Origin of the sequence: Paractinoplanes ovalisporus (assembly GCF_016834655.1) — a bacterium.
In the GTDB taxonomy this organism is placed as follows: Bacteria; Actinomycetota; Actinomycetes; order Mycobacteriales; family Micromonosporaceae; genus Actinoplanes; species Actinoplanes ovalisporus.
Genome location: NZ_JAENHP010000013.1, coordinates 273,136 through 295,458 on the forward strand (window position 1 = coordinate 273,136; position 22,323 = coordinate 295,458).

The window sequence follows — 22,323 nt, forward strand, 5'->3', positions numbered from 1 at the left end:
CTCAGGGGACCGGGCGCTCAGGAGACCGGACGTCAGCGACCAGGTGCTCGGGTAGTGCTTTCGCGCTCGACCAGAGTGGGCGGGAGCAACCTCACGGGCTCGGTCTGACGCCCGTCGAGAAGTTTCATCGCCGTCTCGACCGCCAGCCCGCCGACGTCGTGAGCGGGGATGTCGACCGAGGTCAGCGGCAGCGGCATGTTGAGGGCGACGTCCCGCGGGCAGACGGCCACGACCGAGATGTCCGCGGGGACCCGCCGCCCGCTTGCCTGCAGCTCCTCCAGCACCAGCCGCAGGGCCTCCTCGTTGTGCACGACGAACGCGGTCGCCCCCGGCAGCTGCGCGTCGATGTCGGCCAGACAGGCCCGCACGCCCTCCCGCCCCGGCTCGCAGGGGTGCGCGAGCGTCTCGAGGCCCAGCTCCTCCGAGGTCGCGGTGAAACCGGTCAGGAACCTTTCCGCGTACGTGGTGCCTCGCTTGTAGACGGCGGGCGACGGACCCACCAGCGCGATCCGGCGGTGCCCGTGGGAGGCCAGGTGCCGCAGGGTCTCGGCGGCGGCCGCCTCGAAGTCGAGGTCGACGCAGACGATGCCGGCCGGGTCCTCGGGCAGGCCGATCAGCACCGACGGCTGCTTGAGCCGGCGCAGGGCCGGGATGCGTACGTCGTCCCGCTCGACGTCCATCACGATCAGCGCGTCGACCATGGTGCTGTGCGCGACGCGTTCGAGGCCGGCCGTGCCCTCGTCCTTGGTGAGCAGCAGCACGTCGTGGTTGTGGGTGCGCGAGGCGGTCACCACGGCGGTCGCGAACTGCATGATCACGGGCACGTTGACGTCGACGCGCAGCGGCACGACCAGGGCGAGCACGCTCGTCCGGCTGCTGGCCAGCGCCCGGGCCCCCGCGTGCGGGTGGAAGCCCAGCTCGGCGATGGCCGCCTGCACCCGCTCCCGCGTCTGGGCCGAGATCGGCCGGCGGCCGCTGAGCACGTACGACACCGTGCTGGGCGACACCCCCGCCGCCTTCGCCACGTCGTTGATCGTCGCCATCCGCCCTCCCCTCGCGTGCCGCCTGCTTCGTGGGGATCCTAAGCGACGGCCGGGCGCAGGCCGGCAAGCGTACGCCGCATGAGCTCGGCAAACCCGGCCGGAACGGGGGTATCGGACGAGTCGTCGCCCGACACCCCCGCCCGTCCGGGCCCTACCTCAGCGCGAACTCGGCCAGCCGGACCCCGGCGCTCAGCACCAGATACACGTCGTGGCGGCCGCTGGTGCGGGTCAGCGCGGCCCGCACGTCGGCGTACTCGTACACACCGCCCGTGGCCGCCACCGGCGCGGTTCCGAGCAGCCTCCCGGTCGGCGAACCGGACCGGATCTGGATCGTGCCGGGTCCCGGCGAGGCGACCCGGGCCGTGAACGACGTGACGCCTCGCAGGTCGGCGTCCTTGTAGGCGGCCCACTGCCCGTCCGCGACCGCGCCGACGACCGTGCCCGCGGCCTTCGTCTCGTCCAGCAGGCGGACACCCTCGTACGCGTCGAAGGTCTCGGCCCGCACCGCCGACAGGGCGCGGGGCGGAATCACCGAGCCCGCGACCCGCAGCACGCCCCGGGCCCGGATGTCGGCCGACGACGAACCGGCCAGCACGTCATAGGTGGACGACTCGACGATCCAGCGGCTACGGGTCTGGTCCCACCGGGCCAGAGCCGAGGCCGGGAGCGGCAACGTCACCGTCTTCGCCTGGCCGGGCCCGAGGGTCACCCGCTGGAAGCCGCGGAGCTGCTTGACCGCGACCGGGTCCCGCGACGACCGCTGATGGGTGTAGAGCTGGACGGTCTCCGAGCCGGCCCGCTTCCCGGTGTTGCGGACGGTCACCCGCACCCGGCCGTCGCCGACCGACAGGGGGCCGTAGGCGAAGCTCGTGTAGGACAGGCCGAAGCCGAACGGGTACAGCGGCCGGTCCGGCGAGTACTGGTAGGTCTGCCGGGACGAGATGATGTCGTACTCGCCCAGGTCGGCGGGGAGCTGCGACACCGAGCGCGGCCAGGTCTGGGTGAGCCGTCCGGCCGGATCGCGGTCGCCGAAGAGCACGTCGGCCAGCGCGTTCCCGGTCTCGGCCCCGGCGTGCGTGGTCCACACGACCGACGGCACGTCCTCCGGCAGCCCGGTGACCGGGTAGCTCGTCTGCAGCACCACGACCGTCCGGGGATTGGCCTTGACCACGGCCCTGACCAGGGCGATCTGCGCGTCGCCGAGGCTCAGGCCGGTCCGGTCGTGGGCCTCCCGGCCGTTGATCATGGGCTGGGTGCCGACGACCACGACCGCGGTCTGCGCCGCCGAGGCCGCCGCCACCGCGTCCTCGATACCGCTGCGCAGCACCTCCCGCGTGAAACGGGTGGCCCCGGCCGCGTCCGGCGACCCGAGCGTCAACCGGCCGTCGGGGCCGGCCGTCACGTACACGTTCGGACCGAACCAGCTCTCGGTCGTCTCGTACCCGGCGTAGCGCAGCACCACGCTGCCGTCGGCCTGCGGCTCGATCTTGAACTGCTGCTGGACGAACCAGCCGCCGGGCTGCTCGTCACGGGTGCCGAACGAGCCGTCGAACGAGCCCAGGTAGCGGCCGGTGGCGACGTTGCGCAGGGTCAGCACGTCCTGGCCCCAGTCGACGGCGTCGAACTGCGCGGCGGCGTCGGGGGCGGCGCCGGTCACGGTGGCGAGGCCGGTGCCGTTGGCGGTCAGGTAGCGGCCGGTGGCGACCTGCTTGAGCGCGATGCGGTCGGCGCCCGAGCCGGCCCGGACGGTCGAGCGTGACGCGATGCCGTCGACGGCGGTCACCTCGTACGGGAGCTTGCCGCCGTACCAGTCGGTGTAGAGCGTGTCGGACAGCGGCCCGACCACGGCAACCGTCCCGCCGGGCTTGAGCGGCAGGGTCCCGCGCGCGTTCTTCAGCAGCACCATCGCGTCACCCGCGGCCTCCCGGGCCAGGGCCTTGTGGGCCGGCGCGTTGATGACCGAGGCGTCGATTCCCCCGTACGGGCCCCCGCCCGGATCGAACTCACCGAGCCGGAACCGGATGCTCAGCGCGTGCCCGACCGCCTTGTCGACGTCGCCTTCGGTGAGCAGTCCCCGGGCCAGCGCCTCCTTGACCGCGGCGACCGTGGGGGCGCCGTTGGTGTCGTTGACGGTGAAGCTGTCCAGCCCCGCCTTGAGCAGCGCCGCGTTCGCCTCGGCCTGGGTCGCGAAGTAGCCCTGCGAGCCGGTCAGGTTGGCCGGCGCCCACGCGTCGCTCACGTTGAACAGCGGGTAGTCGGACCAGTCGCGCAGCAGCCCGGCGTGATCCGGGTCCACTGTGGTGGGCCGCCCGTTGACGAGGTTGTAGGAGGCCATCACGCCGGTCGCCGCGTCGGCGGTCAGCGCCGGCTTGAAGGCGGCCCGGTCGTATTCGTTGAGCACCCGCGGCGGCACGTTGGACGAGGTGACGTCGCGCCCCTTCTCGTTGTTGTAGGCGAGATAGTGCTTCAGGGTGGGCGCCGTCTTCAGATGCGCCGGATCAGGACCTTGCAACCCTTTCCCGTACGCGGTGGAGATCGCCCCGGTCAGGTAGGGGTCCTCGGAGTAGCCCTCCTCGTTGCGCCCCCACCGGGGATCACGCAGCAGGTTGACGACCGGCGCCCACAGGTTGAGCCCGAACACACGCGGGTCGCGGGCGTAAAAGCCGCGGGCCTCGTCGCCCACCACCGCGCCGACCCGCTTGATCAGGTCGGGGTCCCAGGTGCTGGCCAGCCCGACCGCCTGCGGGAAGCTGGTGCCGTCGGCGGTCACCACGGCGCCGCCGTTGTCGATGTCGGTCGACCAGGCGACGCCGTGCAGCGCCTCGGTGCCGGTCTTGAAGAAGCCGACGCCCAGCCGCGGGACGGCCGGCTGGAACTGGTGGAGCATGGCGACCTTCTCGTCGAGCGTCAGCCGCCCGACGAGGTCGTCGACGCGCGCCTGCAGGGGCAGGGCGGGGTCACGGAACGGATAGGACGGTTCGGCGCGGGCCGCTCCGGGGACGACCGGAGCGGCCAGCAACCCGGCGGCCAGGACCGCCAGGAAACGCCTTCGCATGAGCGGTTCTCCTCATCGGCGATGCGCCCGACCTGCCCGTCGAAGCGCTTCGATAATGCGGCGGATCCGCTCACCATAGATGCACGTCGATCAGATGTACATCAGCCGTTCGCGCCGAGCAGTTCCCGGTACATGTCCAGGTAGAACCCGTCCTTGATGGCGGCGCTCTCGGCGGCGCCGAGCACGCCCACCTCGGGCGAGAACGTGACGCCGCCTTTGGGCCCCAACGGCAGCACGATGGCGTCGGGCTGAGGCGCGTACGTCCGGTCGGCCGTTCCCCCGGCCAGCAGCGAGCGGATGTTGGCCGCCACCACCTCGGCGTGCATCCCGGCCAGCCGCGCCATCTTCAGCTCGGGCAGCGCCGTGATGTCACCGACGGCGAACATCGTCCCGCTTCCCCGCACCCGCAGCTCCGGCGTCACCTCGACACCCCTACCCCCGTGAGGCGCCACGTCGACGCGCCCACCCCCGTGAGGCGCCACGTCGACCCGCCCACCCCCGTGAGGCGCCACGTCGACCCGCCCACCGCCGAGGTAGTCCGTGTTCACCTCCGCGCCGTAGCACCGGAACGACAGGTCGGTCTCGATCTCCGCCGCGTCCACCCCCAGCCGCAGCTCGATCCCCATCTCGTCGATCTGCTCCCGCAGTCGCACCCGGAACTCCTCGGGGAAGTCGCCCGGCATCAGCTCGGCCGAACGGTCGGCGACGATCACCCGCTTCTCCGGCCAGGCCGCCTTGATCTCGCCCGCGAACTCGATCCCGACCGGCCCCGCGCCGATCAGCAGCACACTCCCGGCCCCGAGCAGGGCGGTGTGCAGCTCGTGCAGCCGTTGCGGCCCGTCGTCCTCGATCTTCGCCGGGAACGGGTAGGACGACCCGGTCGCGAGCACCACATAGTCGGCCGTCAGCACGTCACCCGAGGCAAGCTCGACGGTTCCTTCGCGCACGGCCACGGCCCGGTCACGCCGCACGTCGCCATGGACGAGCATTCCCCCGTACGGGATGAAGATCCTCTCGGCCCAGGACGGGTCGACGACGGCCCGCAGCGCGGCGACGTTGTGCACAAAATTGGCCCGCGGCTCGACCAGCGTCACCCGGGCCACGTCGTCCAGCGCCTTGGCCACGGTGATGCCGCCGTAACCGCCGCCCACCACGATCACTCGTTTTTCGCTCATGCCGCAACCGTGCTGTCCCGGCCGTTCCGCAACCAGGCCGGGCTCAGACGGGTAGCAGCGGGGACACGCTAAGCCGCCGCGCCGGAGCTACGGTCGACGGATGAATACCGCCGAGGTCGGCGCGAGCAGAGGCGAGGCCGGCCGGTGAGCGGGAACGAGCTCGGCCTGTTCCTGCGCAGCCGCCGTGAGTCGATCGACCCCGCCACGGCCGGCCTGCCCACGGGCTCGCGCCGCCGCACCCCCGGGCTGCGCCGCTCCGAGGTGGCCGCGCTGGCCGGCGTCAGCGTCGAATACGTGACCCGCCTCGAACAGGGCCGCGACCGTCACCCCTCGCCGCCGGTGCTGGGCGCGCTGGCCGACGTGCTGCGGCTGACCAGCAACGAGCGTGTTCACCTCTATCGGCTGACCAAGGGCGCCGAGGCCCGCTTCCCGTGCCGGGCCGAGATGACGCCCAACCGGGTCGTCCGCCCCACGGTCCGCGCTCTGCTGGAACGCCTCGAACCGACGATGGCCGTGCTCGTCAACCACCTGGGTGACCTGGTGGCCCGCACGGCGTCGTTCGACTCCTTCGCCGCTCCCCTGGGCCTGGCCGGCGAGGGAACCGATCCGCCCAACCTCCTGCGGTACGTCCTGACCGGCGACCGCGCCCGGGAAGTGTTCCCGGAGTGGCCCGCGGTGGCCGACCACTGGGTGGCCACGCTCAAGGAGGGGCCGTTCCGCGCCGACCCCTATGTGGCGGCCCTGGCCGACGAGCTCGCCGTCACCGCGGGCGACGAGTTCACCGCCCGCGTGGCCACGGTCCCCGGCATCCCGGCCCCCACCGGCGTCCTGCGCGTCAACCATCCGTCGCTGGGCCCGCTACGCCTCGCGTACGAATCCCTGGAACTCCCGGCCGACGACAGCCTCCGCCTGCTCGTCTATCTGCCCGCCGACCCCGCCACCACGGAGGCCCTGGAGGGCCCGGCCGCCCACCCTCCGCTGCGTCTGGTCTCCGGTTAGGAGAGTCATGTCCGAGCACGTCCGAGCCGAACTGCACCGCACCGGCGGCTTCACCGGCCGCCCGCTGCACACCGTGGCCGACTCCCGCAGCCTGCCCCCGCCGCAGTCGGCCCGGCTGCGCCAGCTTCTGTCCACAGTCGACTTCACCTCGTTGCACGGCAGCGCACACCCGGCCGCCGGCGCCGACCTGTTCACCTACCATTTGACCCTGCAACGCGGCGACGACCATTGGAAGGGAACCGTCTCGCAGGCGTCGGTCCCGCCCGCCCTACAGCCGGTCCTCCAGTTCCTGGTCACCGTCGAAAGCTGAGCCGTCAACCGTTGAGTCGTCCGGCACGGCCGATTCCCACGCCCGCTCGAACTCGGCCTGGTCGATCTGCTGCTCGACCAGCACGGGGTCGAAGATGTCGACCACGGGCGGGTTGAAGGCCCAGTCGTCCGGCACACCGCGCACCCCGGGCCCGGTCTCGCGCAACTCCACCTGCCGCAACCGCCGCCCGTCGCGGCCCACCTCCATGAGATAGACCGCCGGATCGTCCTCGTCCCACGCCCGTCGCAGATGGACGATCTCGCGGTCGGCCAGCGCGCCGAACCCCGGCCGGCCCCGCTGCTCGTCCCGCCGGGCCCGCATGTCGTCCAGGCCGGGCGGCATCACCGCGTCGTCGACGTCCACCTCGTCCAGATCGTCGTCGTCGGCGAACCGGGCGATCGTCTCGGGATCGTCGACCACCTCGGCCTCGGCGAACGTCTCCACCACCTCGCGGGCCGACCGGGCGTGCACCCACCACCAGAGCCCACCCATGCCGTAGTCGTGCAGCACCAGAAACCGCTGTTTCTCCACCACTGCCTGCTTCACTCCGCAAGGCCGGTGAGCCGGTAGCCGTACGGCTCGAGGATCTCGCCGCCGACCTCGATCGGCGTCGGATTGTGGTTGATCAGTGTGACGACCGGGCCGCGGGCGCAGGCCTCGACGTGGGCGGGCAGGTTCGCCACCACCGGGGGCAGGCCCAGGGCGTCGATGACGTACGCCGTGAGGGCCGCGACGCCGGGCTCGTCGGCCACCGTGGCCAGGTGGTAGGCGCGGCCCGAGCCGTACGTGTGGCGGATGAACGCGGGCGCGCCGTCGCCGAACGTGGCCAGCACCGTCGCGCCCTCGACGTGCAGCACCTCGGCCACGGCCGTGCCTTCGAAGCGGAAACCCTCCCCGTGTACGGGAGCCTCGCCGGGCAGCACGCCGGCGAAGTCCATGACCGAGGCCCCCAGCACCGGGCCGAGCCGCTGCGTGAAGCCGCCCGGCCGGAACCGGTCGTGCTCGTCCACGATGTCGGTGAACGCGGTGGTGAGCAGGCTCCCGCCCGAGGAGACGTATGCGGTGAGCGCGTCGAAGCCGGGCGCGAGGTGCAGGCTGGGCGCGACGATCAGGCGGTATCCGTCGAACGGGCCGGACGCCCGTACGAAATCGGTCTGCACGCCCGCCGCCAGGAACGCGGCATGCCACGCCCGCACCTGCGCGATGTAGTCGAGCGGCGCCGGATGGTTGGGCTGGTCGAGGGCCCACCAGCTGTCCCAGTCGAGCACGATGGCGACCGGCGCCTCCCCGCCCGGCGCGGGCAGGTCGCCCAGCGCCGCCAGCTCGGCGCCCAGCTTCGAGATCTCCCGGAACGTGCGGGTCGACGGGCCGCCGTGGGGCAGCATCGCCGAGTGGTACTTCTCCGCCCCGGCCGCCGACTGCCGCCACTGGAAGAACAGCACGCCGTCGGCGCCCCGGCCGACCGCCTGCATGCTCATCGCGGCCATCTGACCGGGCTTCTTGGCCGCGTTGTTGGGCCGCCAGTTCACATAGTTCGACGCCTGCTCCATGAGGATCCACGGCCGGCCCGGCTTGAGCGAGCGCATCAGGTCGCGGGCGAAGGCGCCGTCGCGGTAGGAGACCGGGTCTCGGGGGTCGGGGTAGGTGTCGTCGGCGATGACGTCGACCTCGTCCGCCCATGACCAGTAGTCGGTGGGTTCGAAGGCGCTCATCATGTTCGTGGTCAGCGGCTGGGTCGCGCCCGACTCCCGGATGATCCGCTTCTCCATGCGCAGCAGCTCGAGCAGCATGTCGGAGCTGAACCGCCGGAAGTCGAGCACCTGGCCCGGGTTGACGCTGTAGGGCGCGTGCCGGGGCGGCAGCACCTGGTCGAAGCCGGTGTAGCGCTGCGACCAGAACATCGTGCCCCACGCGTCGTTCAGGGTGTCGATGTCGCCGTACCGCGACCGCAGCCACGCCCGGAAGGCGACGGCCGCCTGGTCGGAGTAGTCGTAGGCGACGTGGCAGCCGAGCTCGTTGTTGATGTGCCAGAGCACCACCGCCGGATGGTCTTTGTACCGCTCCACCGTGGCCTCGACCAGGGCCGAGGCCAGTCGGCGGTAGTCGGGTGACGTCGGGGCGTAGTGCTGGCGGCTGCCCGGCCAGCGCACCACGCCGTCGGCGTTCTCGGTCAGCACGCCCGGATACTTCGCGGTCAGCCAGGGCGGCGGCGAGGCGGTGCCGGTGGCCAGGTCGACCGCGATGCCGGCGTCGTGCAACATGTCGACGACCCGGTCGAGCCAGGCGTAGTCGAACACCCCCTCGTCGGGCTGGATCCGGGCCCACGAGAAGACGCCCACGGTGGCCAGGTTGACCCCGGCCTCCCGCATCAGGCGCACATCCTCGGCCCACACCTCCGGCGGCCACTGCTCGGGGTTGTAGTCCCCGCCGTAGAAGATCGGCATGCCCCTATCCTGCGGCAGAACCCGCCGGTAACCGACAGCGGCGGCGGTAGCGGCTCGCGTCGATCCCGCCGTAGGCTCGGGGCCAGGCGGCATCGACGGGAGGGCGGACCCGGCATGACGACGGACGGCAGACCTGTGCCACTTCTGCGTGGGTACGGCTGGTGGATCCTTCTGGTGACCGTTGTGATCACGGCCGGGGCCTTTGCCGTGAGCCTCCTCGAAAAGCCCGATCACCGATCGGTCGCGACCGCCGTCGCCAGCCCCCGCCTGAAGCCCGACGTCCCGGCGGTGGCCGCCAACCCCGGCACCGAACGCGAGATCGCCCGCTCGACGACGGTGCTGCAGACGGTCGCCAAAGGGCTGGGCATCAGCGAGGAGCAGCTGTCCCGCGGCCTGACCGTCGAACCGGCCGACGACGGCGGGGTCGCGGTCGTCTTCACCTACACCGACCGCAACGCCACGACCGCCCAGCAGCGCGCCCAGGCCGTCGCCGCGGAATATGTGCGCTACCGCAACTCGAGCATCACGCAATACGGCATCGCCGCCTCGCTGGTCTCGCCGGCAAGCCGGGCCGAGGAGCAGCGCCGGCCGCTCTGGGTCTATCTGGTCCCCGGCGCGGCCCTGGGCCTGCTGCTCGGCCTGCTCTCGGCAGTGGTGCTGGCCCGGCGCCGCGACCGGATCCGGGGACGCGCCGACTTCGAGCGCGCGACCGGCGTGCCGGTGCTGGCCACGATCCCCCGCGCCCGCCGCTCGCGCGGTCCGGGCGCCCCGCTTCCGGTGCTGCTTCGCTCCCCCGATTCGGCCGACGCCGAGTCCTACCGTTTCCTGCGGGCCCGGCTCGACCCGCGTCTCGAGGGCCCGTCGACGGTGCTGGTCGCGGGCGGCCGCGATGGCGAGGGCCGCAGCACCGTCGCGGCCAACCTGGCCGTCGCGCTGGCCCAGGCCGGCCGCCGGGTGGCGCTGATCGACACCGACGTCCGCAACCCGGCGCTGCACCTGATGTTCGACCTGTCCCGCGACCGCGGGCTGACCAACGTGCTGGCCGGGGAGCATTCGCTGGCCGAGACGCTGGCCGCCGGGGCGATCGTGAACCTGCGCGTGCTGGCCGCCGGGGCCGAGCGTGAGGGCGACCCCGACCTGCTCGCGGCGGGCGGGCTGACCGGCCTGCTGCACGAGCTGAAGACCCAGGTCGACGTGGTGGTGCTCGACTCCCCGGCGGTGCTCAGCGTGGCCGACGCGCTCGGCCTGGCCGCCCACAGCGACCACGTGCTGCTGGTCACCGACTATCGCCGCGGCACCCGGGCCGCCGCCGTCCGGGCCGCCGGCGAGCTCGAACAGGTCGCGCCGGGCCGGGTCGCGGCCGTGCTGATCGGGGTGCCCGAGCGCGACGGCGGTCTGATCCCCCGCACCCGTTCGGGTCGGGCGCCCGCTCCGGCCGCGCTCGCCGCTCCCCCGGTCGACCGGTTCGCCCTGCTCGAGGGGCCGGCCGACCCGCCGCCTCCGCCGCACCCGGAGCCCGAGAAACCGGCTGCGCCCAAGCCCAAGCAGCCCCGGCCGGCCCGGGCCAAGGCGGCGATCCCGAAGCCCCGCGTCTACACGTCGGCCGCGAAGGCCGAGGCCGAAGCCCGCGTGCAGGCCAAGGCGGCGGCCGAGGCCACCCCGGAGGAGAAGGAGGGGGCGCCGGCCGAGAAGTAGCCCCACTGGTCAGCTCCGGAACCGACGGGTTAGGTTAGGCATGCCTTAAGTTCCGGAAGTTGCTCAGGAGGCCTCTCGTGACCCAGACCGTCGACCCGGCCACCAGCACGGTGCCGTGGCGGTTCTTCGCCACCGAGGTGCGTGCGGTGCGGCGGCTCAGCCCCCACTTCGTGCGCGTGACCTTCACCGGCGACGACCTCGACTGCTTCGCCGACAACGGCTTCGACCAGCGGATCAAGCTGATCCCGCCGCTGCCCGGCTCGGGCCTGGCCCACCTGCCGACCGGCGAGGACTGGTACACCGAGTGGCGTGAGCTGCCCGAGGAGAGGCGCAACCCGATCCGGACGTACACGGTCCGCGCCGTGCGGCCCGAGCTGCGCGAGGTCGACGTCGACATGGTGCTGCACGGCATCGAGGGCCCCGCGTCGAAGTTCGCGGCCGAGGCCGGTCCGGGCACCCCGGCCTACCTGATGGGCCCGAACGCCCGGTTCGACGGGCTGCACGGCGGCATCGACTTCCACCCGCCCGCGCACGCCGAGTGCCTGCTGCTGGGCGGGGACGAGACCGCGGTGCCGGCCATCGCCTCGATCCTGGAGCGCCTGCCGGCCGACGCCCGCGGTGAGGCGTTGCTCGAGGCGCCCTCGGCCGAGGACGCGCAGCAGCTGACGGCGCCCGAGGGCGTGCGGATCACCTGGCTGGCCCGCGACGGCGGTGTCCACGGCGACAAGCTCATTCCCGCCGTACGGGCGGCGACCCGCCGGATCTTCGGCGAGGAGCAGCTGGGCCCGGCCGTCGAGCTCGAGGACGTGGACGTCGACCACGACGTGCTCTGGGAGGTCCCCGAGGAGGTCGTGGACGTCAGCCGGTTCTACGCCTGGTTGGCCGGCGAGGTCGCGATGATCAAGAAGTTACGCCGCCACCTGGTCGCCGAGTGCGGCGTCGACCGCAAGCTGGTGGCCTTCATGGGCTACTGGCGCCTGGGCCGCGCCGAAGGCTCGTAGCCAGTCACTTATCCCGTTTTCCGCCGAATTCCTCCGGCAGGGTGGTCCGGTCGCCTAGCGTTTCAGGTGAGGCGCCCAGCCGTCTGAGGCTGGTGGGCTTTACCGAGCCCGAGCCTGAGGGGAGAGGCGATGTGGAACACCTCGGCGCCCCAGCAGGGTCCGGTCGTCCTGCTGGTGGAGGACGACGAGGACCTGCGCGACATGACGTCCCAGATGCTCGAGCTGCGCGGCTTCCAGGTTCTGGTCGCGACCGACGCGGTCAGCGCCATCACCAAGTGCCGGGTGCATGAGGGCAAGATCGACGTGCTGCTGACCGACCTCGGGCTGCCCGGGGTCTCGGGCGGCGAGCTGGCCCGGTCGGCCCACGCCGTGCGACCCGGCATGGAGACCGTCTACGTCTCCGGCATGCCGCAGGAGATCGCGATCCGGCGGGGCATCATCAAGCGCGGCGCGCCCTTCATCGCCAAGCCGTTCACGGCCGACCAGCTGGCGGGCATGTTGCGCTCGGTTCTGGCCCAGCACAACAGCAACGCTCCTGCACCCTGACTCTGCGTACATCCGGCTTAACTCTCAGCACTGGGTCCCGATACATATGGCACAGGCACGGAACACCGCGCCTGACCAAAACGGGGGGGAACCCAAATGCTGCCGCTGCACTACGTCGCCGCTTACATCCAGGCCCGTCTGACCAAGAACGACGACGAAGGCGCCACCGCCGTCGAGTACGGCCTGCTGGTCACGCTGATCGCCATCGCCCTGATCACCGGCGCGACGCTGTTCGGCAACAAGATCGGCGCCCTCTTCACCTCTGTGGGCAACAAGCTCGTCGCCCCCTGACCCGAAAGGCCGGTGGCCACGAACCGTGTGCTCCGCCAGTCGTGCTCCTGAACGCTCCGGGCCGCGTGCCGTACGCCGGCCGGCCCGGGGCGACCGGGGTGCGGCCGCGGTGGAGACCGCGATCGTGCTGCCGGTGATCCTGCTGCTCGTCTTCGGGATCATCGACTTCGGCCGGGCTCTGCAACAGCAGACCCAGTTGGCTGCCGCCGTGCGGGAAGGGGCCCGCGTCGGCGCGTTGAACGGAACTGCCGCCGCTGTTCAGACCAAGGTTTCGGCCGTGGCGAACAGCGGCGGCACTCTCACGTACCCCACGCTCACCGTCTGCACCGGCGGCTCCGGACTGACCGACTCGACCGTCACCGCCCGGCAGACGTTCACGCCGCTGACCCCGGTCTTCGCGTTCATGCAGCTGTTCGGCGCGAGCGGGAACCTCGGCTCGGTCACCGCGACCGGGGTGATGTCATGCACCGGATGAGCCTCGTGCGGCGGGTGTTGTCCGCCCTTCTGCGCGTCAATCGAAGAGAAGACTCGGAGCACGGCGCTGTCGCCGCGCTCCTTGCTGTGCTTCTGAGCACCGGCGTCTTCTTCGGGACGGGCGCCCTCGTCATCGACGTCACCCAGCTCTCCTACGAGCGCACCCAGCTGCAGACCGGCGCCGACGCCGCGTCGTGGGCCATCGCCATGCGCTGCATCAGAGACTCCACCACCTGCACCGTCGCCGCCCAGACCTCCGTCGCCCAGACGTACGCCGCGAAGAACACCAAACGCGGCACGGCCGACGCGCAGGTCTGTTTCTCGTTCACCACCGGCTGCACCTGGAGCAGTCCCACCGCCTGCCCGGCCAACACCGTGACCGGCGGCAAGTATGTCGAGGTGCGCACCAGCACCAAGCTGGCCAACGGTTCCACCCTGCTGCCGCCCACCTTCGCCGGCTCCCTGGCGGGCACGACCTACAACGGCACCCGGGTCGGCGCCTGCGGACGGGTGGCGTGGGGACCGCCGGGCATCACCAAGGTGCTGGCCCTCGGCTTCTCGATGTGCGACTGGAAGCGCATGACCCAGAACGGGTCGACCTTCTACGGTCCCCTCGATCCCCTGCTGAGCCAGCTCGGTCTCTATTCGGTGCTGGGCATGCCGGCCCCCAGTGCCACCACCGAGAGTGCCATCCCGGCCGTGCTCCCGGCGGCCGTGCTCGGTCTGCCGCTGCCCTCGTGCACCTCGCCGGTCGACCTCACCGTTCCCCGGGGATGGGTCTGGCTCGCCAACAACGACCTGTCCCCGCCCGACGCCAACTGTGAGATCAGCCTCAAGGTCGGTGACCTGCCGCGGTCGTTCGTGCTCTCCGGCCTCACCCAGGGCATCCCCTGCGCCGGACGGCTCCAGCAGCAGCTCACCAGCAAGCAGCCGGTGCTGGTGCCGATCTTCGACCAGATCGAGCAGACCCTGCTGTCGATCGCCCCGACCTACCGGATCGCCGGGTTCGCGCCGTTCGTCTTCACCGGCTACACGAGCCTGCTCGGCGGCCTGCTCAACGGCGTCGGCAGCCTGCTCAACGGCAGCGCGCCCGGGCTCCTGCAGAACGCGCTCTGCGGTCTGTCCCAGTGCATCCTCGGCTATTTCACCAAGACGCTGGTGCCCGTCGACAGCCCGAACTTCGGCACCGGTCCCGACTTCGGCGCCACGATCATCGGACGTACGGGATGAATCGGGCGCACGGCATGACGCGGCGCGGCCTTCGGACGTACGGGATCTCTGGCTCGGAGAGGAGGTAGGAGATGCGCAGGCGCATCGTGATGCTGGGCTTCGCCGCCATGCTGGCGCTCCTGAGCGCGGTGGCGGTCGTGGCTTACGCGCGCACCGCCGACCGCCGCGCGGTCGAGGGCAAGAAGGGCACGTGGGTGCTGCTCGCCACCGCCACCATCCCGAGCGGCACCACCGCCGCCCAGATCCGGTCCAAACGCCTCGTGCGTCAGGTGCTGATGCCCGCCGAGACCGTGCCGTCGGGTGCGCTGACCAAGCTCGACTCCGCGATGGACGGCAAGAAGCTCAACGCCGAACTGCTGCCCGACCAGATGCTGCTGAGCCGCCAGTTCGAGGCGGCGTCGCGGCCGACGGCCAGCCCCACCCCGACGTTCAAGGTGCCGGCCGACATGCTCGCGGTCAGCGTCGAGCTCAGCATCGCCCCGCAGGTGGCCGGCAACATCAAACGCGGCGACAAGGTCACCGTGTTCGTCACCGTGCCCCGCACCGAGACCGCGAACAACCCGCAGAAGACCTGGGTCGTCCTGCCCCGGGCGTCCGTGATCAGCGTCGGTGAGAGCGCGCTGCCCACCCAGGCGCCCATTGTCGTCTCGCCCAGCGGCGCCGCCGCCCTGATGCCGACCGTGATGCCGAGCCCGACCAACACCAGCGAGGAGAAGCTGGACCGGTACGTGGTCACGCTGGCGGTCACCCCCGGCCAGGCCGAGGAACTGATCAACGGCTACAACCGCGGCAACCTGCACCTGGGCCTGCAGGGCGCCGGCGCGACGGTGACGGCCGCACCGACCGTCGTCGAGAGCGGGGCCGCCGGATGAGTCTGTACGTCTATCTGGAACCGGACCGCGACATGCTGGCCGAACGCGGCCCCGAGTTCCAGTCGGTCGGCGGGTCCATCGTGCACAGCATGGCCGAGCTCGAGGCCCACCTGCCGCGCTATCCCGAGACGCTGCTGGTGTTGATGGGGGCGCAGGTCGACCTCGACGAGGCGCTGATGTTCACCGCCTACCAGCGCCTGCAACGCCCGCTCATCGGGGTGGTGCTCGTGCGCCGCAACCTGGAGCCGCGCGACGTGATCCGGTGCCTGCAGGCCGGCGTCCGGGACGTGGTCGAGGAGGCCGACTGGGACGGCATCCGTCAGGCCACCAGCCGCTCGGTCGACATCTCGAAGGCGCTCAGCACGACGATGCGCTCCGGCGCCGAGATGGCCCCGCACGGCCGCATCGTCACCGTGTTCGCCGGCAAGGGCGGCTGCGGGCGCAGCTTCGTCGCGGTCAACCTGGCCGTCGCCCTGTGGGCCGGTGGGGCCCGACGGGTGCTGCTGGTCGACCTCGACCTGCAGTTCGGCGACGTGGCGATCATGCTTAAACTGCCGCCCGACCGCAGCATCGCGGGCGGCATCGCGATGGCGGGCCGCCTCGACGAACCCGGTCTGCGTTCCATCGTCACCCCGTACCGGCCCGGCGTCGACGCCCTGCTCGCCCCGGGCAATCCGGCACAGGGGGAACACGTACGAAGGGAACTGGTCCTCGAGGTCCTCGACGTGGCCCGCCCGCACTACGACTTCATCGTCATCGACACCCCGGCCATCGTCACCGATCAGGTGCTGGCCGCGCTCGACGTCTCCGACTGGTTCGTGCCGATCGTGACGCCCGACCTGCCGACCCTCAAGACCGTGCGCCTGACCGTGGAGATGTTCGACATGCTCGAATATCCGCGCGACCGCAGCCTGCTCGTCTTCAACCGCGCCAACACCCAGGTCGGTCTGACCACGGCCGACGTCGAGGAGGCGATCGGCATGCCGTTCGCGTCGCTGGTGCCCTCCAGCCGGGACGTTCCGATCTCGGTCAACCAGGGCGAACCCCTGCTGCTGACCGAGCCGCTGCACCCGGTCAGCCGGGCCATCCGGCAGCTCGCCGACCGTTGCGCCGGCACCGAGACCGAGCCGGAACGCAAACGCGGCTTCTTCGCCAAACGCAAGAAGGTGGCGCGGTGAGCCTCTCGGCCCGGCTCGGCCTCTATGGCAACAAGGCGGCCGGCGGCGGCACCGGCGCCGAGGACGACACCGAGCAACCCGAGGAGGCGCCGAGCCGGGCATCCGCGACGACCCAGCGCTACCGGGCCGCCGGACGTCAGGCGAGCGACCCCGTCAACGACGTCCGCCTGCGGATCCAGCGCCGGCTGGCCGACGAGCTCGGCCCGACCCTGTACGCGTCCCGCGGCGACGACGAAGGGCTGGACACCCGCGTACGGGATGTCCTGTTCGAACTGATCGCCCGCGAGGAGACACCGCTGTCCGGCGGTGACCGCGCCCGCATCATCAAGGAGGTCACCGACGAGGTCCTCGGGCACGGCCCGATCGAGGGGCTGCTGCGCGACCCGTCGGTCACCGAGGTGATGGCCAACGGCCCGAAGCACATCTTCGTCGAGCGGTTCGGCCGCATCGAACGCACCGAGGTCGAGTTCGACGACGACGCCCACCTGCGCCGCATCATCGACCGGATCTGCGCCCGGGTGGGGCGCCGCGTCGACGAGGCCAGCCCGATGGTCGACGCGCGACTGCCCGACGGCAGCCGGGTCAACGCGATCGTGCCGCCGATCGCCCTGGACGGTGCTTCGCTGACGATCCGGAAGTTCTCGGCCACACCGCTGACCGTCGGCGACCTCGTCTCGTACGGGACCATGACCCGCTCGGCCGCCGAGTTCCTCGACGCCTGCGTGCGCGGCCGCCGCAACGTCGTGGTCAGCGGCGGCACCGGCTCCGGCAAGACCACGATCCTCAACGTGCTCTCCAGCTTCGTGCCCGACGACGAGCGCATCGTGACCATCGAGGACGCCGCCGAGCTGCGCCTGGGCCAGGACCACGTCGTACGGCTGGAATCCCGCCCGGCCAACGCCGAGGGGCGCGGCATCGTCAGCTCCCGCGACCTGGTGCGCAACTCGCTGCGGATGCGCCCCGACCGGATCGTGGTCGGCGAGGTCCGCGACAGCGCCGCCCTCGACATGCTGCAGGCCATGAACACCGGTCACGACGGCTCGCTGACCACCCTGCACGCCAACACCCCGCGCGATGCACTGTCCCGCCTCGAGACGATGGTGCTGATGGCCGGCATGGACCTGCCCAGCCGCGCGATCCGCGACCAGATCGCCTCCGCGGTCGACCTGATCATCCAGATCACCCGGTTCAAGGACGGCTCCCGCAAGGTCACCCACATCACCGAGGTGGTGGGCATGGAGGGCGACACGGTCACCCTCCAGGACCTTTTCCTGTACGACATGGGCGCCGACACCCCGGCGCACCTGGCCCAGCTGAAGCCGACCGGCATCCGGCCCCGCTTCGCCGACGGTCTCGCGATGTACGGAGTGACGATGCCCGCCGGAATGTTCGGCCCGAAGCGATGAGCCTGGCACGCTGGGCCATCGCGCTGCCGTCCGCGGCGGCCGCGTTCCTGCTGTTCGCCGCGCTCATCGAACGCTTCTTCGGCCGCACCCCGATGCAGCGCCGCCTCACCACGCTCAAGCAGTACACAGTGGGCGAGCGGCAGGTGGCCGAGCCGCTGTTGCGCCGCCTGCAGCACATGGCGGGCGCGGTGGTCGACGGCTCCCCCGGCCTGGCCGCGCTGGCCGCCCGGTCCGGGCCCAAACTGGAGGCGGCCAACACCGGGCTGGTCCCGAGCGAATGGCTGGCCGTCCGCTTCCTGATCGCGGTGCTGGCCGCGCTGGCCGGCATGTTGCTGCTGCCGGCGCTGCTCGGCCTGCTGGCCGGTCTGCTGCTCGGCTTCCTGTTGCCGGCCGTGCTGCTCAACGGCCAGATCGCCCGGCGGCGCAAACGGTTCGCGGACGAACTGCCGGCGATGCTGCAGCTCATCCTGAGCGCCCTGCGGTCCGGTTTCACCCTGCAGCAGTCGGTCGAAGCGGCGGTCCGCGACGACGAGGGGCCGGTCGCCGAGGAGTTCAGCCGGGCGCTGTCCGAGACCCGGATCAGCGGCGAGTTCGAAGATGCGCTGGGCCGGGCCGGCGAGCGGGTGGAGAGCAAAGAACTGGAATGGCTCGTGATGGCCCTGCGGCTGCAACGCGAGACCGGCGGCAGCCTGGCCGAGGTCATGCAGACCACGGCCGAGACCATGCGGGAACGGGCCTATCTGCGCCGACACGTGCGCACGCTGTCGGCCGAGGGGCGCATGTCGGCGTACGTGCTGATCGCCCTTCCGGTCTTCACCTCGTTCATGCTGTTCATGCTGCGCCGCGACTACATCATGCTGTTGTTCACCCAGCTCATCGGCAACGTGATGCTCGGGGTGGCGGTCCTGATGCTGGTGATCGGCTCGGTCTGGCTGCGCGCGATCACGAAGATCGAGGTCTAGGCCGTGACCGCCTCTTCTGCGCTCGCTGTGACCGCCCTTTCTGCGCTCGCGGTGACCGCCCTTTCCTCGCTCGCGGTGACCGCCCTTTCCTCGCTCGCGGTGACCGCCTTTTCCTCGCTCGCGGTGACTGCCTTTTCCGCGTTCTCCGGTATGAGGTGCCGGCCGTGACCGCCCCGCTTCTGATCGCGGTGGCCACGCTGGCCGCGGTGCTCTCGGTCGCGTTCGTGGCGGCGGCGGCCACCATCCCGCCCAGCCGCCGCCAGCGCATGCTGCGGATCCTGCATTCGTTCGACCGCAGCCGCAACGCGCCGCGGGCGGTCCAGCAGCCGCTCGGCGGACGGCTGCGACCGCCGGTGGTGTGGGCCATCCAGCGAGCCGGCAACCTGGTCACCCCCGCGCCCGTCCGCAACCGCATCTCCCGGCATCTCGACTACGCCGGCAACCCGAAGGACTGGCCGCTCGACCGGGTGATCCGCGGGCGGATGGTCGGCGGGGTGGTGCTGGCCGTGTTCGGCTACGTCATCGGCCAGGGGGTCGCGCTGAAGTGGGCGTTGCCCGCGACGGCCCTCGGACTGCTGGCCGGGCTGCACATCCCCGACCTGCTCGTCTACAACGCCGGGACCAAACGCCAGCAGGAGATCATGCTCAGCCTGCCCGACGTGCTGGACGCGATGGTGATCGGCGTCGAGTCGGGCCTCGGCCTGGACGCGGCGATGGCCCAGGTGGCGCAACTGCTGCGCGGACCCATGCCCGACGAGATCAACCGCGTGCTCCAGGAGATGCGCCTCGGTGTGTCGCGCACGGCCGCGTTGCGGGCGTTGACCCGACGCACCACCGTACGGGATCTCAAAACCCTGACGACGGCGCTGGTGCAGGCCGGTGAGCTCGGCATCTCGATGGCCGGCATCCTGCGGGAGCACGCCGCCGACCAGCGGATCCGGCGCCGCCAGCGGGCCGAGGAGCAGGCCCAGAAGGTGACCGTGAAGCTGCTGTTCCCGGTTCTGTTCTGCCTCTTCCCGGTCATCTTCATCGTCGTCATGGGCCCAGCCGCAATCAAAATCATCGGCGGCTTCTGACGGCAGTTTCTTCGTCTTCGGTCGGCGCCTCCTTCTGCGCGGGCCACCCTTTCCCCGCGGGTCGCCCTTTCCCCGCGGGCCGCCCTTTCCCCGCGCGCCGCCCTTTCCCCCCGCGCCACCCTTTCCCCGCGGGCCGCCCATTCCCCACGCGCCACCCACCTCTCGCGCACGTGCCTTTTCTGAGCGTCGCTCTGCCTCGGGCTAAGGAATCGACCCGTTCTGCCGATGAGGGGACGTGACCTCTGTCGTGATCGACCCCGCCCTCGAACTGGACGAGGAGGGTCGGCTCGCCGTCCTGCACGAGTACTGCGTTCTGGACGCCCCCGCCGACGAGGAACTGGCCACCGTCGTACGGGTGGCCGCTCTGGTCGCCGGAGTGCCGACCGCGACCCTCAACCTGATCGACGAAAGCCGGCAGTGCCAGCTCACCACGTACGGCTTCGAGGGCGGCAACTCGGCCCGGTCCGACTCGATGTGCGCCATCCAGTTCCGCGCCGGCCGTTTCGTGCACGTCCCCGACGCCCGGGAGCATCCTCTCTACCGCGACAACCCCTGGGTCAACGGCCGGATCGCCACCGTACGGTTCTACGCGTCGGCGCCGCTGATCACGCCCGAGGGGTACGCGCTGGGAACCCTGTGCGTCTTCCACGACCAGGTGCAGGAACTCACCGAGGAGCAGGCCGGCCGCCTGATGGACCTGGCCGACGTGCTCGTGGCCTTGTTCGAACGACGCCGGCAGGCCCGCCTCACCGAGCGCCTGGCCATCGAGTCCGAGCACCACAAACGCTTCATCACGACGGTCCTCGAGACGATCAACGTCGGCATCGTCGTGTCCGACCCGTCGGGGCACGTCACGGTGCTCAACCGGGCCGCACGCGACTGGCACGGCATGGACGCCGACGCGTCACTCGACCCCGAGGCGCTGCCCGACCGGTACGGACTGTTCGACGCCGAGGGCCGGGCCCGCCTCACGCCCGACGAGGTTCCGCTGCTGCGGGCGCTGCGCGAGGGGAGAGTCGAAGACCTCGAAATGACCGTACGGGCTCCGGGCCGTCCGCCGATCCGACTGAACTGCAATGGCAGCCGTCTCGTGGGCGACGCCGGCGAGGTGCTGGGCGCGGTGGTCGCGATGAACGACGTCACGGCCGACCGGGCCTACCGGCGCCAGATCGAGCAGGCCAGCGCCGAGATCGCGGCCCGGGGCGAGAAGCTGACCGCGGCCCTGGTCGAGTTGCGCCGGTCGAACGAGGAGCTGGAACAGTTCGCGGGCGCGGTCAGCCACGACCTGGTGCGCCCGATGGCGGCCGCGCACGGCTTCCTCGATCTGCTGGCCGGTGAATACACGGAGTCGCTGGACGCCCGGGCGACCAAGTGGCTGACCGGCGCCATGCGTTCGGTGGAGCGGATGCAGAAGCTGGTGGACGCGTTGCTGCGGTACGCGCGGGCCGGCCAGACCCCGTACCAGGCCGAGCCGGTGCATCTGACCAACGTGGTGCTCGACGTCCTGGCCGACCTGCGAACGGCCACGGAAAGCAGCGGCGCCCAGATCTCCGCCCCCGACGACCTGCCCACCATCCAGGGCGACCCGGTGCTGTTGAGGCAGCTGTTCCAGAACCTGATCGACAACGCCATGAAGTACGCCCGCCCCGACCGGCCGTGCCAGATCACCATGAGCGCCGAGGCCCACCGCGACACGTGGGTGGTGCGGGTGGCCGACAACGGCATCGGCATCCCACCCGAGCAGCGGCAGCGGGTGTTCGAGATGTTCGCCCAGGTCGACCCGCAGCACCAGAAGGGCTACGGGATCGGCCTGTCCACCTGCCTGCGCATCCTCGACCGCCACAACGGCACGATCACCCTCGAGGAAACCCCCGGCGGCGGCACAACAGTCTGCCTCACCCTGCCCAAGTAGCAGCAGCTCCGGCCCACATCGCGCCCCCTCGCGGCACCCCGCCACGGAACGAGCATTCGTTTTGTGGAACGCCCACAACCCTCCACCGCGGGAACGAGCGTTCGTTTGCAATAACGTCCCACAGCCTCGCCGGCGCGGAATGAGCATTCGTTTTGGAAAGCAACGGCCTCGACACGGAACGAAGGTTCGTTTTGAGGCAGGCGCCGGCCGACGGCGGGTTTCTACCGTGCCCAAGGCCCCGAGAACCCCGACGCATAACCCTTAAACGGCAGTAGGCCCACCCCGTGTCGGGGTGGGCCTACTGTTCACGTTGAGTCCGGCGGCGTCCTACTCTCCCACACCCTCCCGAGTGCAGTACCATCGGCGCTGGAGGGCTTAGCTTCCGGGTTCGGAATGAGACCGGGCGTTTCCCCTCCGCTATGACCACCGAAACAGCTTTCAGCGTAGCGAACAATCCAGCACCATCCGCCGGCCAACCTTCTGGCCCGCTAACCCCTGTCCCCGGTTTCCGGGTTTCGGGTGATGGTGGTTGTTCGTTTGCTGTGAATCACACAGTGGACGCGTTCAAAAGTTTAGGGTGGTTAAGCCCTCGGCCTATTAGTACCGGTCGACTGAACCAGTTACCTGGCTTACATCTCCGGCCTATCAACCCAA

At 71.1% G+C, this 22,323-nt stretch carries 20 protein-coding genes and 2 rRNA genes; 15 read left to right on the plus strand and 7 right to left on the minus strand.

The genetic code is table 11. From position 1 onward, the window contains the following. Positions 1–32: 32 nt before the first annotated feature. The 3 genes from JIG36_RS32455 to JIG36_RS32465 form a co-directional block, all read right to left on the minus strand. Positions 33–1,043, minus strand: a complete 1,011-nt coding sequence (locus JIG36_RS32455) for a LacI family DNA-binding transcriptional regulator (RefSeq protein ID WP_203380212.1) — start codon at positions 1,041–1,043, stop codon at positions 33–35. A gap of 151 nt (positions 1,044–1,194) precedes the next feature. After that, positions 1,195–4,098, minus strand: coding sequence for a glycoside hydrolase family 3 protein (locus tag JIG36_RS32460; protein ID WP_203380213.1), 2,904 nt, complete (start codon positions 4,096–4,098; stop codon positions 1,195–1,197). A gap of 101 nt (positions 4,099–4,199) precedes the next feature. After that, positions 4,200–5,273: an FAD-dependent oxidoreductase gene (locus JIG36_RS32465; protein WP_236048582.1), complete on the minus strand. Its 1,074-nt coding sequence runs from the start codon at positions 5,271–5,273 to the stop codon at positions 4,200–4,202. 144 nt (positions 5,274–5,417) lie between these two features. On the opposite strand from JIG36_RS32465, the gene JIG36_RS32470 reads away from it, so the two are divergent. Both JIG36_RS32470 and JIG36_RS32475 read left to right on the plus strand, forming a co-directional pair. After that, on the plus strand, positions 5,418–6,272 hold the full coding sequence (locus JIG36_RS32470) for a helix-turn-helix transcriptional regulator (RefSeq protein WP_203380214.1): 855 nt from the start codon (positions 5,418–5,420) through the stop codon (positions 6,270–6,272). 7 nt (positions 6,273–6,279) lie between these two features. Continuing rightward, positions 6,280–6,582 (plus strand): protealysin inhibitor emfourin, encoded by a 303-nt coding sequence (locus tag JIG36_RS32475; protein WP_203380215.1) that lies wholly within the window; start codon positions 6,280–6,282, stop codon positions 6,580–6,582. Here JIG36_RS32475 and JIG36_RS32480 read toward each other — a convergent pair. Further along, positions 6,541–7,113 carry a hypothetical protein gene (locus JIG36_RS32480; protein ID WP_203380216.1) on the minus strand — a complete coding sequence of 191 codons (573 nt, stop codon included), beginning with the start codon at positions 7,111–7,113 and terminating at the stop codon, positions 6,541–6,543. The genes JIG36_RS32475 and JIG36_RS32480 overlap by 42 nt on opposite strands. Positions 7,114–7,124: 11 nt before the next feature. Continuing rightward, a complete protein-coding gene (locus JIG36_RS32485; protein WP_203380217.1) occupies positions 7,125–9,026 on the minus strand; it encodes a beta-galactosidase in 1,902 nt (633 codons plus the stop codon). 174 nt (positions 9,027–9,200) lie between these two features. Between JIG36_RS32485 and JIG36_RS32490 the strand changes: the two genes are divergently transcribed. The 13 genes from JIG36_RS32490 to JIG36_RS32550 all read left to right on the plus strand — a co-directional run bounded on the left by JIG36_RS32490 (position 9,201) and on the right by JIG36_RS32550 (position 21,669). After that, positions 9,201–10,721 (plus strand): CpsD/CapB family tyrosine-protein kinase, encoded by a 1,521-nt coding sequence (locus tag JIG36_RS32490; RefSeq protein WP_203380218.1) that lies wholly within the window; start codon positions 9,201–9,203, stop codon positions 10,719–10,721. Positions 10,722–10,798: 77 nt separating this feature from the next. Continuing rightward, positions 10,799–11,722: a siderophore-interacting protein gene (locus JIG36_RS32495; RefSeq protein WP_203380219.1), complete on the plus strand. Its 924-nt coding sequence runs from the start codon at positions 10,799–10,801 to the stop codon at positions 11,720–11,722. Between the two features lie 129 nt (positions 11,723–11,851). Beyond that, positions 11,852–12,268 (plus strand): response regulator, encoded by a 417-nt coding sequence (locus tag JIG36_RS32500; RefSeq protein ID WP_203380220.1) that lies wholly within the window; start codon positions 11,852–11,854, stop codon positions 12,266–12,268. A gap of 96 nt (positions 12,269–12,364) precedes the next feature. Beyond that, positions 12,365–12,559 carry a Flp family type IVb pilin gene (locus JIG36_RS32505; RefSeq protein WP_203380221.1) on the plus strand — a complete coding sequence of 65 codons (195 nt, stop codon included), beginning with the start codon at positions 12,365–12,367 and terminating at the stop codon, positions 12,557–12,559. A gap of 109 nt (positions 12,560–12,668) precedes the next feature. Next, on the plus strand, positions 12,669–13,034 hold the full coding sequence (locus JIG36_RS32510) for a TadE/TadG family type IV pilus assembly protein (RefSeq protein ID WP_203380222.1): 366 nt from the start codon (positions 12,669–12,671) through the stop codon (positions 13,032–13,034). After that, complete coding sequence (locus JIG36_RS32515) at positions 13,022–14,263, plus strand: Tad domain-containing protein (RefSeq protein WP_236048585.1); 1,242 nt, start codon at positions 13,022–13,024, stop codon at positions 14,261–14,263. The genes JIG36_RS32510 and JIG36_RS32515 overlap by 13 nt, the downstream gene beginning before the upstream one ends. Before the next feature lie 71 nt (positions 14,264–14,334). After that, the gene (gene cpaB / locus JIG36_RS32520) at positions 14,335–15,135 is read left to right on the plus strand and encodes a Flp pilus assembly protein CpaB (protein ID WP_203380224.1); all 801 of its coding nucleotides are present in this window, start codon (positions 14,335–14,337) and stop codon (positions 15,133–15,135) included. Beyond that, positions 15,132–16,313 (plus strand): CpaE/TadZ family protein, encoded by a 1,182-nt coding sequence (locus JIG36_RS32525; protein WP_203380225.1) that lies wholly within the window; start codon positions 15,132–15,134, stop codon positions 16,311–16,313. The genes cpaB and JIG36_RS32525 overlap by 4 nt, the downstream gene beginning before the upstream one ends. After that, on the plus strand, positions 16,310–17,719 hold the full coding sequence (locus JIG36_RS32530) for a TadA family conjugal transfer-associated ATPase (RefSeq protein WP_203380226.1): 1,410 nt from the start codon (positions 16,310–16,312) through the stop codon (positions 17,717–17,719). Before JIG36_RS32525 ends, JIG36_RS32530 begins: the two co-directional genes overlap by 4 nt. Next, a complete protein-coding gene (locus JIG36_RS32535) occupies positions 17,716–18,681 on the plus strand; it encodes a type II secretion system F family protein (protein ID WP_203380227.1) in 966 nt (321 codons plus the stop codon). Before JIG36_RS32530 ends, JIG36_RS32535 begins: the two co-directional genes overlap by 4 nt. A 3-nt stretch (positions 18,682–18,684) precedes the next feature. Then, positions 18,685–18,849 carry a hypothetical protein gene (locus JIG36_RS32540; RefSeq protein WP_203380228.1) on the plus strand — a complete coding sequence of 55 codons (165 nt, stop codon included), beginning with the start codon at positions 18,685–18,687 and terminating at the stop codon, positions 18,847–18,849. Continuing rightward, complete coding sequence (locus JIG36_RS54325) at positions 18,846–19,757, plus strand: type II secretion system F family protein (RefSeq protein ID WP_203380229.1); 912 nt, start codon at positions 18,846–18,848, stop codon at positions 19,755–19,757. Before JIG36_RS32540 ends, JIG36_RS54325 begins: the two co-directional genes overlap by 4 nt. A gap of 235 nt (positions 19,758–19,992) precedes the next feature. Then, the gene (locus JIG36_RS32550) at positions 19,993–21,669 is read left to right on the plus strand and encodes a GAF domain-containing sensor histidine kinase (RefSeq protein ID WP_307873002.1); all 1,677 of its coding nucleotides are present in this window, start codon (positions 19,993–19,995) and stop codon (positions 21,667–21,669) included. Positions 21,670–21,983: 314 nt separating this feature from the next. Here the strand turns inward: JIG36_RS32550 and rrf are convergent. Next, positions 21,984–22,100 (minus strand): 5S ribosomal RNA (rrf, locus tag JIG36_RS32555). Between the two features lie 146 nt (positions 22,101–22,246). Beyond that, positions 22,247–22,323, minus strand: a 23S ribosomal RNA gene (locus tag JIG36_RS32560); the annotation flags it as partial.